The organism is Chryseobacterium sp. KBW03, assembly GCF_003852415.1.
Classification (GTDB): domain Bacteria; phylum Bacteroidota; class Bacteroidia; order Flavobacteriales; family Weeksellaceae; genus Chryseobacterium; species Chryseobacterium viscerum.
On sequence record NZ_QAJO01000004.1, the window covers coordinates 286,453 to 300,015 of the forward strand.

The 13,563-nt window shown below is 36.1% G+C and carries 15 protein-coding genes; 6 read left to right on the forward strand and 9 right to left on the reverse strand.

Translation table 11 applies throughout. The features are described 5' to 3' along the window. Window positions 1–2 precede the first annotated feature (2 nt). The 4 genes from DBR39_RS09305 to rsfS form a co-directional block, all read right to left on the reverse strand. The gene (locus DBR39_RS09305; RefSeq protein ID WP_124532481.1) at window positions 3–875 is read right to left on the reverse strand and encodes a phosphatidate cytidylyltransferase; all 873 of its coding nucleotides are present in this window, start codon (window positions 873–875) and stop codon (window positions 3–5) included. A 24-nt stretch (window positions 876–899) separates the two neighbouring features. Further along, on the reverse strand, window positions 900–1,481 hold the full coding sequence (locus DBR39_RS09310; RefSeq protein ID WP_165835248.1) for an LUD domain-containing protein: 582 nt from the start codon (window positions 1,479–1,481) through the stop codon (window positions 900–902). A 137-nt stretch (window positions 1,482–1,618) separates the two neighbouring features. After that, entirely contained in the window at window positions 1,619–3,634 is a 2,016-nt protein-coding gene (gene ftsH / locus DBR39_RS09315; protein WP_124532483.1) for an ATP-dependent zinc metalloprotease FtsH, read from the reverse strand. 20 nt (window positions 3,635–3,654) lie between these two features. Further along, entirely contained in the window at window positions 3,655–4,020 is a 366-nt protein-coding gene (gene rsfS, locus DBR39_RS09320) for a ribosome silencing factor (protein WP_124532485.1), read from the reverse strand. Between the two features lie 87 nt (window positions 4,021–4,107). Between rsfS and DBR39_RS09325 the strand changes: the two genes are divergently transcribed. Then, a complete protein-coding gene (locus DBR39_RS09325) occupies window positions 4,108–4,821 on the forward strand; it encodes a biotin--[acetyl-CoA-carboxylase] ligase (protein ID WP_124532487.1) in 714 nt (237 codons plus the stop codon). On the opposite strand, the gene DBR39_RS09330 is transcribed toward DBR39_RS09325, so the two are convergent. From DBR39_RS09330 to DBR39_RS09345, 4 genes are all read right to left on the reverse strand, one after another. Next, on the reverse strand, window positions 4,822–5,934 hold the full coding sequence (locus DBR39_RS09330) for an LptF/LptG family permease (protein ID WP_109737806.1): 1,113 nt from the start codon (window positions 5,932–5,934) through the stop codon (window positions 4,822–4,824). Window positions 5,935–5,940: 6 nt separating this feature from the next. Then, window positions 5,941–7,071: a tRNA guanosine(34) transglycosylase Tgt gene (tgt, locus tag DBR39_RS09335; protein WP_103231096.1), complete on the reverse strand. Its 1,131-nt coding sequence runs from the start codon at window positions 7,069–7,071 to the stop codon at window positions 5,941–5,943. Window positions 7,072–7,138: 67 nt separating this feature from the next. After that, the gene (locus DBR39_RS09340; RefSeq protein WP_124532489.1) at window positions 7,139–7,507 is read right to left on the reverse strand and encodes a DUF4296 domain-containing protein; all 369 of its coding nucleotides are present in this window, start codon (window positions 7,505–7,507) and stop codon (window positions 7,139–7,141) included. Continuing rightward, window positions 7,504–8,220: a polyprenol monophosphomannose synthase gene (locus DBR39_RS09345; RefSeq protein ID WP_124532491.1), complete on the reverse strand. Its 717-nt coding sequence runs from the start codon at window positions 8,218–8,220 to the stop codon at window positions 7,504–7,506. Before DBR39_RS09345 ends, DBR39_RS09340 begins: the two co-directional genes overlap by 4 nt. A gap of 241 nt (window positions 8,221–8,461) precedes the next feature. On the opposite strand from DBR39_RS09345, the gene DBR39_RS09350 reads away from it, so the two are divergent. From DBR39_RS09350 to DBR39_RS09370, 5 genes are all read left to right on the forward strand, one after another. Next, the gene (locus tag DBR39_RS09350; RefSeq protein WP_103231099.1) at window positions 8,462–9,130 is read left to right on the forward strand and encodes a DUF4271 domain-containing protein; all 669 of its coding nucleotides are present in this window, start codon (window positions 8,462–8,464) and stop codon (window positions 9,128–9,130) included. Window positions 9,131–9,142: 12 nt separating this feature from the next. Continuing rightward, window positions 9,143–9,883, forward strand: coding sequence for a uroporphyrinogen-III synthase (locus DBR39_RS09355; protein WP_109737905.1), 741 nt, complete (start codon window positions 9,143–9,145; stop codon window positions 9,881–9,883). A gap of 170 nt (window positions 9,884–10,053) precedes the next feature. Then, a complete protein-coding gene (locus DBR39_RS09360) occupies window positions 10,054–12,099 on the forward strand; it encodes a S9 family peptidase (RefSeq protein ID WP_124532493.1) in 2,046 nt (681 codons plus the stop codon). Between the two features lie 10 nt (window positions 12,100–12,109). Next, on the forward strand, window positions 12,110–12,466 hold the full coding sequence (locus DBR39_RS09365; RefSeq protein WP_124532495.1) for a four helix bundle protein: 357 nt from the start codon (window positions 12,110–12,112) through the stop codon (window positions 12,464–12,466). A gap of 36 nt (window positions 12,467–12,502) precedes the next feature. Beyond that, window positions 12,503–12,844 (forward strand): hypothetical protein, encoded by a 342-nt coding sequence (locus DBR39_RS09370; protein ID WP_124532497.1) that lies wholly within the window; start codon window positions 12,503–12,505, stop codon window positions 12,842–12,844. A gap of 78 nt (window positions 12,845–12,922) precedes the next feature. Here the strand turns inward: DBR39_RS09370 and DBR39_RS09375 are convergent, their stop codons facing one another. After that, window positions 12,923–13,417: an SRPBCC domain-containing protein gene (locus DBR39_RS09375; RefSeq protein WP_124532499.1), complete on the reverse strand. Its 495-nt coding sequence runs from the start codon at window positions 13,415–13,417 to the stop codon at window positions 12,923–12,925. Window positions 13,418–13,563 lie beyond the last annotated feature (146 nt).

Below are 13,563 nucleotides of genomic sequence, written 5' to 3' on the forward strand. Positions count from 1 at the left end.
GACTAAATAAATTTTTCTAAAATAAAGTACAAATATACGACAGGAACGCAGATAATAAAACTATCCAGCCTATCTAAAACTCCTCCATGTCCTGGAATGATGTTTCCACTGTCTTTCACACCGAAATTTCTTTTCAATTGGCTTTCTACCAAATCGCCTAATGGAGCAAAGGCAGCAACCAAAAATCCTACAATCATCCAATTTCCTCTTAACTCTGGCTGATAATGTTCAATGAAGTACGATAAAACAAGTGTTAAGACAACACCGCCTGCATATCCTTCCCATGTTTTTTTAGGAGAGATTTTAGGGGCCATTTTATGTTTGCCAAAGAACTTTCCTACCAAATAAGCAAAGGTATCGCTGCTCCAAATCAGGATAAACAGAAAAAGAACCTCTAATGAGAAGTTTTCATTATAGCTGGAGAACTTTGGTAACCCTAGTGCAAAACTGAACGGAAGCGCTACGTAGATAACGGTAAAAATCAGTTTTCCGCTATCGAAGTATAATTCGTTGGGATATTTGAATAAAGTAACCACAGCAATCCCAATAAGGGCCAGGGCTAATATTTCGCTAAGTCTGAAATCGAAAAAGAAATCATGATTAAAATATCTTTTGGAAAAAATATAGAATATAAAAATGACCAATGGGAATACAACCCATTTTTCATATCCATTCCCAAACTTCATGATCTTGACACACTCCCAGGTTCCCACCACCAGCAACAAACTTATTAATCCATAATAAAGATACTGTTGTTTGATAAGACCGGGTGCAATGCTGTTCAGCAGTTCTGCTCCCAGCGGCGTTGAGCAAAGAATAATGACGGCTATATAGACGATACCTGATACGGTTCTTTGAATGAGATTTTTATCCAAAATTTAAAATTTAGAAGTGGTTGCTTAATCTTCAAGCAGCAATAAAAACAGTTTTGTATTGGAATTGGAAGAACTGTCCATTTTTGACTGGCTTCCGCTGATAGAAGTAAGGTTCTTGATATTTCCGTTTCTTTTTATCTTCCCCATGGCATCATTCAGATTGTTTACAATCTGAGAAACATTGGCCATGATAATAATCTTATCCGGCAGCCTTGAAGAATGATAATGAAGGATATTATTATGCGAAAGCATGATTCTGCCATCATAGGCAATCAGGTATTCACAGGTGATGAATGCAGCATCATTAGATTGCTGCAGTTCTGAAGTATAAGAGGTCTTCACAACGTTCAAAAAGTTCTGAAGTTCTTTGTCCCAGCAGAAAAGGTTGTGAGCACCTTCTATTTTGATAATTTGATTTAAAGTTTGTAGAGCCTCCGCTTCATCTGCACAATAATTAAAAAATCCCCCCGAATGCGTAAATAATTGCGCAAACTTATAGTCAAGATCCGCATTTTTCAGCGAATCCCCTAGCTTCTCCAGGCTCTGTTTATCCTCTTCTTCAGGCTGGTTGGTAAGTTTGCTTACAATCCTCTTGAATAAATTCAACTTAATCTATTTTTAGTCAACTTTATACAAAAATAGAAAATAAATTACAATAGTGTCCTAAATATCTCTTTAAATATGAAAAAACCTGACAATTTTGAAGTTGTCAGGTTTATTTAATTCTATTTTTTTTAAGAGTCTTAAAGCTGTGTCGGACTTTCTGGAGCCTGTATTTCGCTTTCTTCTTCTTTTTCTTTAATCTGAGGTGTTTCCATTACTACCTCTTTTTCAGGGATAGTATTGGTAACAGGTTTCTCTGTCAATTCAGGATCCCAAGCTCTCTTTCCGAATATGTCTTCCAGGTCTTCACGGAAGATCACTTCTTTTTCTAGCAATTTATTCGCTAAAGCATCAAGCTTATCTTTATTTTCCTCAAGAATTCTTACCGCTCTTTCATACTGATTTTCGATGATCGATTTGATCTCTACATCAATTTTTGTAGCAGTTTCTTCAGAATAAGGTTTTCCGAAAGAGTATTCAGACTGTCCTGAGCTGTCATAGTAAGAGATATTCCCAATATTCGGGCTCAATCCGTAGATTGTAACCATTGCCTGAGCTCTTTTCGTTACTGTTTCAAGATCAGAAAGTGCTCCTGTAGAAATATTGTTAAAAATCACTTGCTCTGCTGCTCTACCACCTAATGTTGCACACATCTCGTCAAGCATCTGTTCAGTCGTTGTAAGCTGTCTTTCTTCCGGAAGATACCATGCTGCCCCTAGAGAACGTCCTCTTGGAACAATGGTTACCTTTAAAAGTGGTGATGCATGTTCTACCAACCAAGAGATTGTAGCGTGACCTGCCTCATGATAAGCCACTCTTTTCTTTTCAGATGGTTTGATAGCCATATTTTTCTTTTCAAGACCTCCAATGATTCTGTCTACTGCATCCAGGAAATCCTGTTTTGTCACAGAATTGTGGTTATATCTGGCTGCAATCAAAGCTGCTTCATTACAAACATTAGCAATATCTGCCCCACTGAATCCAGGAGTTTGTTTTGCCAGGAAATCTCTATCTACATTATCATCAAGCTTGATTTTCTTCAAATGAACATCAAAGATATCTCTTCTTTCATGCAATTCCGGAAGATCTACATAGATTGAACGGTCGAAACGCCCTGCTCTCATTAATGCTTTATCAAGTATATCTGCTCTGTTGGTAGCCGCCATTACAATTACATTGACGTCTGTTCCAAAACCATCCATCTCAGTAAGAAGCTGGTTCAGGGTATTTTCTCTTTCATCGTTCCCGCCAGAGAAATTATTTTTTCCTCTTGCACGTCCGATAGCATCAATCTCATCGATAAAGATGATCGCCGGAGATTTTGCTTTAGCCTGAGCAAAAAGGTCTCTTACTCTTGAAGCTCCAACCCCAACAAACATTTCAACGAAATCAGAACCTGAAAGGGAGAAGAACGGAACTTTGGCTTCACCTGCAACAGCTTTTGCCAACAACGTCTTACCTGTTCCCGGAGGGCCTACTAAAAGAACTCCTTTAGGAATTTTACCTCCCAGTTTGGTGTACTTTTCAGAGTTTTTCAAGAAATCTACAACCTCCTGAACTTCTTCTTTAGCACCTTCCAACCCAGCAACATCTTTGAATGTTACCTGAATTCTTTCTTTTTCGTCAAAAAGCTTAGCCTTAGATTTTCCAATAGAGAAGATTTGTCCGCCAGGACCTCCGCCTCCGCCCATCTTTCTGAAAAGCAGGAAGTAGAATAATCCCAAAATCGTAATCCAGACTAGTGCAGGCACTAAGATGTCCATCAACGCGCTTTTGCCCGTTCCGTAGTCTTTGCTTGTTTTAATCGCAGGATTTGTGACTTTAATCTGTTCAAATTTCTGAAGGAAAAGTTGAAGGTCTCCATATTTCACGGAAAAATCCGCTTTAGGAGCCATGTCAAGGGCAGAAAGAGGGTTATTATCTTTCCCGGTTTTGGAAACCATTGCCGATTTTGCTTCTTTTGTTAGGAAAACATCAGCTTTCTCTATGTCTTTGTATATAATTACATTCTGGACTTTCCCCGCCTGCATTTCTCTAAAGAAACCATCTTCATCAATAGATTTTGCACTATCACCTCCAAGGAAATTGGAACCAAAAAATAGCAAAAGAGCTATGATTGCAATTGGAAAGAACCAGTTGAACCCTTTATTATTCATTTAGACTTTTTAAATTTTTATTATTCATTTTCAATTTTGGTAATGACTGCGTCACCCCAAAGCTCTTCTATATCATAGTACTCACGTACTTCTTTTTGAAATATATGAACCACCACTGAGACGTAATCTACCAATACCCACATTGCATTTTCAGTACCTTCTACGTGCCAAGGTCTGTCCTGCAGTTCGTTTCTTACTTTTTTCTCAACACTTCCTGCCAGTGCAGCTACCTGTGTATTCGAGTTTCCACTACATATCACGAACGTTTCTGCTACGGAGTTTTCGATGTTTGAAAGATCGAAGATCATAATGTCTTCTCCTTTTACATCCTGGATAGCTTCAACGATTTTATCTATTAACGCTTGTTTTTCTGCTGTCTTATTCATTAAAAAAATACTATAATCTGCAAATTTATTGTTTTTTCTTTACTTTAACCTTACTTTTACCCTCTTAATGTCTTAAAGTTTTCTTAAATGAGTCAACTCTTCTACCTGAAAGAATGTTCTTCTACTAATGACGAAATATCAAAGTTTTTACTTTATGAAAATTCAAATTTTTTAGGATTGCATACTTTTAATCAAACTAAAGGCCGTGGTCAGTATGGTAATGTCTGGACTCCGACTGCCGGAAAAAACCTGGCTTATACGCTGGCAGTGAATACTCAGGACATCTTGTGCTCTGATTTTATGCTCAATTATTATACCGCAATAGTTGTCCGGGATTTCCTTGCCAAATTGTCTGACTCAGAGGTAAAGATCAAGTGGCCAAATGATATTATCCTTAAAGGTAAAAAAATCGTTGGAATATTAATAGAAAAGAAAAAAATTAATCAAAATAATTATTTCATCATAGGAACCGGAATCAATATTCTTCAGGAGAATTTTGATGAAATATCCAATGCTGGCTCACTTTTTACCCAAACAGGCGTCTTATTTGACCTTGAAGATCTTGCCTTAAATCTTCATGAGTTTTTGTCTGAAAAACTAAAAAACATTCCTTCCGACAAGGAAATTCTGGAGGGATTCAATGAAAATCTTTTCAGAAAGGATCTGATCTCTGTCTTTGAAATTGAAAAAGCACGACAAAATGGCATCATCCGAAATGTAGATGAGCAAGGTAAGCTTTGGATTGAACTGGAAGACGGGATGCGCTCCTTTTATCACAAGGAAGTAAAATTACTCTACTAATTATTGATTGGCTCTTTTGATATAAAGATAGAGCGTAAGCGGCAAGAACACCATATTAGGCAGCCACATAGCCACAGCCGGAGACAAACTTTTATTTTCCGAAACCACTTTTAGGGCTTCAAATGAAAAAACGAAAATAAAGGCCAATGAGATCCCTATCGCAAGGTTGACTCCCAATCCTCCTCTTTTCTTTTGTGATGACAGGGAAAGCGCCAGAAATGTCAGAATAATGATGGAGGCAGGCATGGATGTTCTTTGGTGAAGCTCATTCAGATAAGAGTTCAGGTTACTGTTTCCTCTCGCCTTTTCTCTTTCAATAAATTTTAAAAGTTCGGGGGTGGTTTTATTTTGTCCCAAAAGCTCATTAGGGAAAAGTTCTTCGGGTGAGTGCCCGTAATTTTTCCTTAATTCTATTCCGTTATTTAGCTTTTCGGTATTGTCTTTATTGATGGTTTTTTCTAAATAATTATTTAAAACAAACTGTTTTTTGAGCTTATCCCAATATACTTCACTTGCTTTCAGCTCATAAACCATTTTTCTGTCTTTATCAAATTTCTGATAGACAAAGCTTGACCCTCTTTTTTCTCTTTTATTCCAGGAATCGACAAAGATATATTCTGTTTTACTCAGCTGTGAAGAGGCTGGTGCTGTTCCTAAGATCTTTTCTTTATTGGCGGCGTTATAGGTATACGCTTCCAATTCATTTTTCTTGATATTAGCCCATGGCAGCACCATATGATACACCACAAGAGCAATCAAACCAATAAAAATAGATGTAAGCAGATAGGGTTTCGAAAATCTGTGAAAACTAGCTCCACTACTGATAATAGCAACAATTTCAGTATTATTTGCCATCCTGGAGGTAAAATAAATCACGGAAATAAATACCAGAATAGAAAGGAAGGTCACCACAAGATTAATAATCCAGAAAGGATAAAAATGAACCAGGAAATACATCAGGTCCAGCTTCGGATCTATGGCTTTGGCATTTTCTATCCTTGGAATCTTCTGCTGAACATCGATTACCAATACGACTATAGACAACAGTACCAACATGAAACTGAAAGTTCCAAGGTATTTTTTAATGATATATCTGTCTACAATTTTAAGCATAGTCTATTATAGTCTTTGTCTAAGAACCGGCACTACAGATTTTTTCCACTCGTAGAAATCTCCTGCAATGATATGTTCTCTGGCTACTTTTACTAAATCAAGATAGAATGCAAGATTATGAATCGAAGCAATCTGTTTTGCGAGATATTCTTTAGACACAAACAGGTGACGAAGATACGCTTTTGAATATTCACGGTCTACAAAACTGGTCCCAAATTCATCCAAAGGCGAAAAGTCGCGCTTCCATTTTTCATTTTTAAGATTCATCACTCCCTGCCATGTGAAAAGCATTGCATTTCTTGCATTTCTTGTTGGCATTACACAATCCATCATATCAATTCCCAGTCCGATAGTCTCAAGGATATTCCATGGTGTTCCTACTCCCATCAGATATCTTGGCTTATCTTTCGGAAGGATATCAGTAACTTCATCAGTGATTCTGTACATTTCTTCTTCAGGCTCTCCTACGGAAAGTCCTCCAATCGCATTTCCTTCTGCTCCTGCTTCAGAAATTACTTCTGCAGAAATTTTTCTAAGGTCAGAATAGGTTGATCCCTGAACAATTGGGAAAAGTCTTTGCTTATATCCGTATAATTCAGGATTATTATTTGTCCATTCAATACATCTTTTCAGCCAACGGTGTGTAAGCTCCATAGATGATTTTGCCTGGTTATATTCACAAGGATAAGGAGTACATTCGTCAAAAGCCATGAAAATATCAGCTCCGATCTGTCTTTGAATCTCCATTGATCTTTCTGGAGAGAACATGTGATAACTTCCGTCAATATGAGATTTGAATCTCGCACCTTCTTCTGTCATTTTTCTGCTGCTGGCTAGTGAAAATACCTGAAAACCTCCTGAATCAGTAAGAATAGGAAGGTCCCAGTTCATGAATTTATGTAAGCCACCTGCATCCTGCATCGTCTCCATTCCCGGACGAAGGTAAAGGTGATAAGTATTTCCCAGAATAATCTGAGCTTTAATGTCTTCTTTTAATTCTCTCTGATGAACTGTTTTTACACTTGCTACAGTTCCCACAGGCATAAAAATAGGAGTTTGAATCTTCCCGTGATCTGTGGTAATTTCCCCTGCTCTTGCTTTCCCTTCAGAGGTTTTTTCTATATTAAAAAATTTCATCTCTATACTTTTTTAGTTCACCGTTTTTATCAGTGATTTCTTTTCGGATAACAGCTCCATATCGTTTTTACCTTACTATAGGTATGACAACGCCATTCTGTTTCAGTTTATCCTTTATATATTTATCTGCTTTAGGATCTTTTTTCACCAATATTTCCTGTGCATCGTTGGCGATCCCATCCATTTCTTCTTTAATTACATAGTATTTGAAACTTCCGACGAAGTCATCAGGTTTTACTTTATATGACTTGAGAACAGCCCTTGTTCCTGCTTCCATATTTTTGTCCGGATACACGTAGATAGCCTGATCGTTGATCGAAAGATCTGCAATAATTTCCGCCATCACGTTTTTATCGATCAGATTTTTAGGCTTATCAATATAATCTGAACACGAAAACAGACTTATCAAAATGAAAATAAAGATCAGCTTTTTCATAGTCTATTGATAATTGATTTCCATTTTAGGTTTAATACTCCAAAAACTGCTTCATGGATAATTCCACCGTTCATTTTACTTTCTCCTAAAATTCTATTGGTAAATATAATAGGAACTTCTACAATTCTGAATCCTTTTTTAAAAGTTCTGAATTTCATTTCTATCTGGAATCCGTAGCCCTTCAGTTTCACATTGTCCAGTCCTATTTCTTCCAACACTTTTCTTGAAAAGCAGACAAACCCTGCGGTGGTATCATGAATCGGAAGGCCCAGAACAAATCTTACATATTTTGAAGCAAAATAGGACAGCAATACTCTTCCCATAGGCCAGTTGACTACATTTACTCCTTTTGAGTAACGAGAACCGATGGCCATGTCAGCATTGATGCATGCTTCAAACAATTTTGGGAGATCAGTTGGATTATGGGAAAAATCTGCATCCATCTCAAAAATATAATCGTATTTATTTTCGAGTGCCCATTTAAATCCATGGATATATGCCTTTCCCAATCCATCTTTCATATGTCTTATCGACAGGTGCAGATAATGTGGATGTTTCTTCTGCAATTCTTTTACAATCTCGGCTGTTCCATCCGGAGAAGTATCGTCCACTACCAAGACATGAAAGTCGTCGTCCATTGCAAAAACCGCGGAAATAATATTTTCAATATTTTCCTTTTCGTTATATGTTGGGATAATGACGAGCTTTTTCATTTCAGTTTGCAAAGATAGTTTATTTAACCTTTTTATTTTATACAAAATAATCTATAATTTTGCAAAAATACTTATCACGGATTAAGCGGATGGACCAGAAACTTGTATTAAACAGATCTGAACACTACGTAAAATCGATAAGAGTAAGTATTTTAGCTGCAAATTCATAGATCAGGTGATAGGAAAATCTGTGCCGGGTTGTGTTATCTGAAGTTAAATAATAAATAAAAAAAATTAAATTTTGCCATCATCACAACACTTTATCAACCATGTAAGAATACCTGAGAATAATGACTGGGTAATTTTTATCCTCGTGGGCTGTATATTTTTATATGTTTTTATGATGAACATCATAGAAAGGGATGCCAGTCTCAAAGATTTTCTGCTTCAGAAATATTTTGATGCCAGCAACAACCTTCCCAGCTGGATTATCACGTCATGTGTGACTACGCTTACGCTGTCTATATTAATTTCACAGTATATTCCTATTGTCCCGAAGTATATTGCCGATCTTCAGCTTTTCGGGTATCAGCTTAATAAATTTGGGTATACTTTGCTGGCTGTGCTGTTTTTTTATTTAATAAAATCAACATTAGGGTTTTTATTTTATCAAAGTATAGGGGATGGAAAAAAATGGACTATTTTTTATTTTACCTCCACAAAATTTTATTTCATTCTTTCTTTTTTGCTAATAATTCTTTGTGTAACCCACTATTACTTTCCCATAGACAGAAATAAAATGTTTTTTTATTATTTATGCTTCTTTTCTTTTGTATTCATTTTCAAAGTTTTTTTCTACTTATTTCACAAGAACAAGATTCTTCCCGAGAAATGGTATTATAAATTTTTGTATATTTGCACCCTCCAAATCACACCATTATTATTGCTTTGGAAGTTGTTATTTTTTTAATAAATGTCAATGATGAGAATAAAGTCTATATTGGTTTCTCAACCAGCGCCTAGTGAGTCTTCTCCATACTTGGATATAGCGAAGAAGGAAAAAATAAAGATTGATTTCCGTCCTTTTATCCACGTCGAAGGGGTTGACAATAAAGAGCTCAGAACACAGAAAATAGATCTGACGCAGTATACCGGTATTATTTTTACCAGTAAAAATGCGATTGACCATTACTTCAGACTAGCAGAAGAACTGCGTTTTGCCGTTCCGGATACAATGAGATATATCTGCCAGTCGGAAGCAATTGCCAACTACCTTCAAAAACATATTGTGTACAGAAAAAGAAAAATCAGCTTTGGGGAGAAAAACTTCTCAGACCTGCTTCCTCTTTTCAAAAAATTCCCAACTGAAAAATATCTGCTGCCATCTTCAGATGTTCTAAGTTCGGATACTGTAAAAACCATGGATGCATCTAATGTAGACTGGACAAGAGCAATTATGTACCGTACTGTATGCAGCGACCTTACTGATATCAACGCCAAAGATTATGACATGTTGATCTTCTTCAGTCCACAAGGAATCAAATCGCTACAACAAAACTTCCCTGACTTCAAGCAAGAGGAAACAAAGATCGGTGTTTTTGGAAACACGACTTTGGCCGCAGCAGAAGAAGCAGGATTAAAAGTAGATTTAATGGCGCCTACGAAGGAAACTCCTTCCATGACGATGGCCCTTGAAAAGTATATTAAAGCACTTCACAAATAGTCTTTACTATAAAAATACTATCAACCGTCTTTTCAATAAAGGAAAGATGGTTTTTTTTTACCTAAATTTGAACGAAAATTAACATTGAATGAGATGTCTGTGTAAATCACTTACTTTCAGAAGAAAAGTATAAAGACAGATCTTACTCAATAAAAAATTAAAATATACGGATGAAAGCTCCACAGGCAAAAAAAATAGAGAAAATATTAGAAATACACGGCGATAAAAGAGTTGATAATTACTTTTGGCTGAACGAAAGGGAAAACCCCGAAGTCATCAAGTATATTGAAGAAGAAAATGCCTACGAAGAATTCATCATGAAAGATACGGAAACTCTTCAGGAAGAGCTTTTCGAAGAGATGAAAGCCCGTTATAAAAAAGATGATGAGTCTCTTCCCTATTTCTTTAATGGATACTGGTATATTGTACGCTATGAAGAAGGGAAAGAATATCCTATTTTCTGCAGAAAACATAAAAGCCTAGACAACGAAGAGGAAATTGTACTTGACGTTAATATTTTAGCAGACGGTCAAGATTTCTTTGAAGTGGGAAGTCTAGCTGTAAGTCCTAATAATGAACTTGCCTCTTTTTCTTCAGACAATGTAGGAAGAAGAATTTATACACTCAACTTTAAAAGCTTAAAGACAGGGGAAATACTTCAGGATACAATTCCGAATACAACAGGAAAAGCTGTCTGGGCCAATGATAATCAACACGTTTTTTATATCAGAAAAGACAAAAGTCTTCGTGCGTTTCAGGTATACAGACATCAGCTGGGAACAGACTCTTCAGAAGATGTTCTGATCTTCCATGAAAAGGATGATACTTTTGACGTCAATGTATTCAAAACAAAATCAATGCAATATATTTTTATTGCAAGTTCAAGTACTATTTCTGATGAGCACCACTTCATTCCTTCTGACAATGTATTTGCAGAATGGAAAGTGATCCAGCCAAGAATAGACGACCTTGAATATTCTGTAGAGCATTACGAAGATGAATTCTACATTATCACCAATGCTGATGATGCTATCAATTTCAAGATCGTAAAAACCAAGATCAACAACTGTGGTATGGAAAACTGGGTAGATGTTATCCCCCACCGTGCAGAAGTTTTATTGGAAGGTTTTGAAATTTTCAAAGATTATCTGGTACTGGAGGAAAGAGAAAGAGGACTGCTTCAGATCAAAATCATTGATGAAAAGACTCAGGAATCTTATTATTTACCTTTCTCTGATCCTACTTATACTTCTTATATAGGAATCAACATGGAATTTGATACTGAAATTCTACGTTACGGTTATACCTCTCTTACACAGCCCAGCTCCACTTATGAGTACGACATGAAGGAAAAGACCACCAAACTTCTGAAACAACAGGAAGTACTGGGTGGACAATTTTTCCCTGAAAATTATATTTCAGAAAGAATATGGGCAGACTCCAGAGATGGGGAAACAAAAATTCCAATCTCATTAGTCTATCACAAAGACACCAAAAAATCTGCTGACACTCCACTTCTTCTATACGGATATGGAAGTTATGGACATACTGTAGATGCTAGTTTTTCAAATGTAAGATTATCTATCCTGGACAGAGGATTTATTTATGCTATCGCTCACATCCGTGGTGGAGAATATTTGGGAAGAGAATGGTATGAGGACGGAAAAATGTTATTCAAGAAAAATACGTTCTTCGACTTTATAGATGCAGGAAAATATTTAATCAAAGAAAACTACACTTCATCAAAGCATCTATATGCGATGGGTGGAAGTGCCGGAGGACTGCTGGTAGGAGCTGTAGTTAATTATGAGCCTCAGTTATTCAACGGAATTGTAGCACAGGTTCCTTTCGTGGATGTTGTGAGTACGATGCTGGATGACACTATTCCTTTGACCACCGGAGAATATGACGAATGGGGAAATCCAAATGATAAAGAATATTATCATTATATGAAAGACTACTCTCCTTATGATAATGTAGAGGCAAAAGATTATCCACATATGCTGATCACGACAGGATTCCATGATTCTCAGGTACAGTATTGGGAGCCTGCAAAATGGACTGCAAAACTGAGAGAATTAAAAACAAACGATAATATCTTAGTTTTTAAAACTGACATGAGCTCCGGGCATGGAGGTGCCAGCGGAAGATTTGAATCATTGAAAGAAGATGCTTTAGAGTATGCATTCCTTTTAAAGATAAATGATAATTCATAAATGATAAATGATGGATACTCCGGATTATAATGCAATTTTTGCTTCTAAAACAAAGCAGCTAGCCATCATAATTATTAAGGAATTATCAAAACTACCCTATAATGAAGCCTTTTCAGTTATCAGAAAGCAGATATTTCGGTCTTCAACTTCAATGGCTGCTAATTATAGAGCAATGTGCAGAGCAAGATCAAAAGCTGAAAGATTTTCAAAAATATCGATTGTAATAGAGGAAACTGATGAAACTTTATTTTGGATAGAAATGCTAGAAGAACTGGAATACGCTCAAAAAGAAATTTTAACAGATATAAAAATCAAAACTGAAGAAATACTAAAAGTAACTTCTTCATATAGAAAAATGCTAAAGTAGTTGCTTTATCAATAATCATTTACTATTTATAAAATTATGATTAACGAGTCCGAATATTGGAAAAAAATAGAACAGTTTTTCGAAGACAACTTCCAGACTGAAAAGAACCCTCCCATTGAAACCCTTTTATTTCTGATTGGGTTACAGGAACTGGGAAGTGGCCAGCAGAAATATACAAAAGAAGACAAAGTAAACCTGATTCACATTGCAGTCTGCAGGTTACTTGAGCCTTTCGGGTATTATAAATTCACACACTATGAAGACGGATGGCCTCAGTTTGATAAACTGGAAGGACTTCCGGAATTGAAGCCCAATGAGCAGTCATTGCTTATGAAAAAGGCAATTATTCAGTATTTTCAGGAAGAAGAATTGATATAAAAATAAAGCTTGGATATTTTCCAAGCTTTTATATTTTACACCATTGAGATTAAATTTATTATTCTTAGCTTCATCATCCTATGATTGTAAAATCTCCTCAAGCTGATTTAATCCCATACTAAAACCACCTTCAAATCCCATATCCAGTATCTTTTTCATAACTTCCTGAGAATGGTAATGGATATTAATGGTCACTTTGGTTCCCTCTTCCACTCCCGTAAAGCCGATCAGCCATTTTGACCTTGGAAAATCTTCGTTGATGTTTCCTTTTTCATCGCAGAAACCACTCATCCAGTCAAGACTTCTGTGCTCTCTAATTTCTCCGTACTCAGATTGAGAATACATGGGTCCTTTTTCTCCGTTTGGACCTATCATTGTATACATCCAGACTCCTCCTTCTCTGAAATCCTGATGTATCGTTTCACATTTCCAGGGTTTTGGGCCCCACCATTGATCCAATAATTCAGCTTTGGTAAAATAGTTCCATACCGTTGAAGGATCAGCTTTATAAATCTTCATGACATAAATACTGAGCTCTTCAAAATCTTTGTTGAAAATGATATTAGATTCCATAAATAATTATTTTTAATAAAGTTAGCATTTTATTTACTGCGTGGGACTTTTCATATGACAACTAAAAGATAATTCATAAATAATTGTTAAAAAACACTCTTTTAAGAAAAATAAAACAATTTTTTGGCTCGTTTTTTGTTTATGTA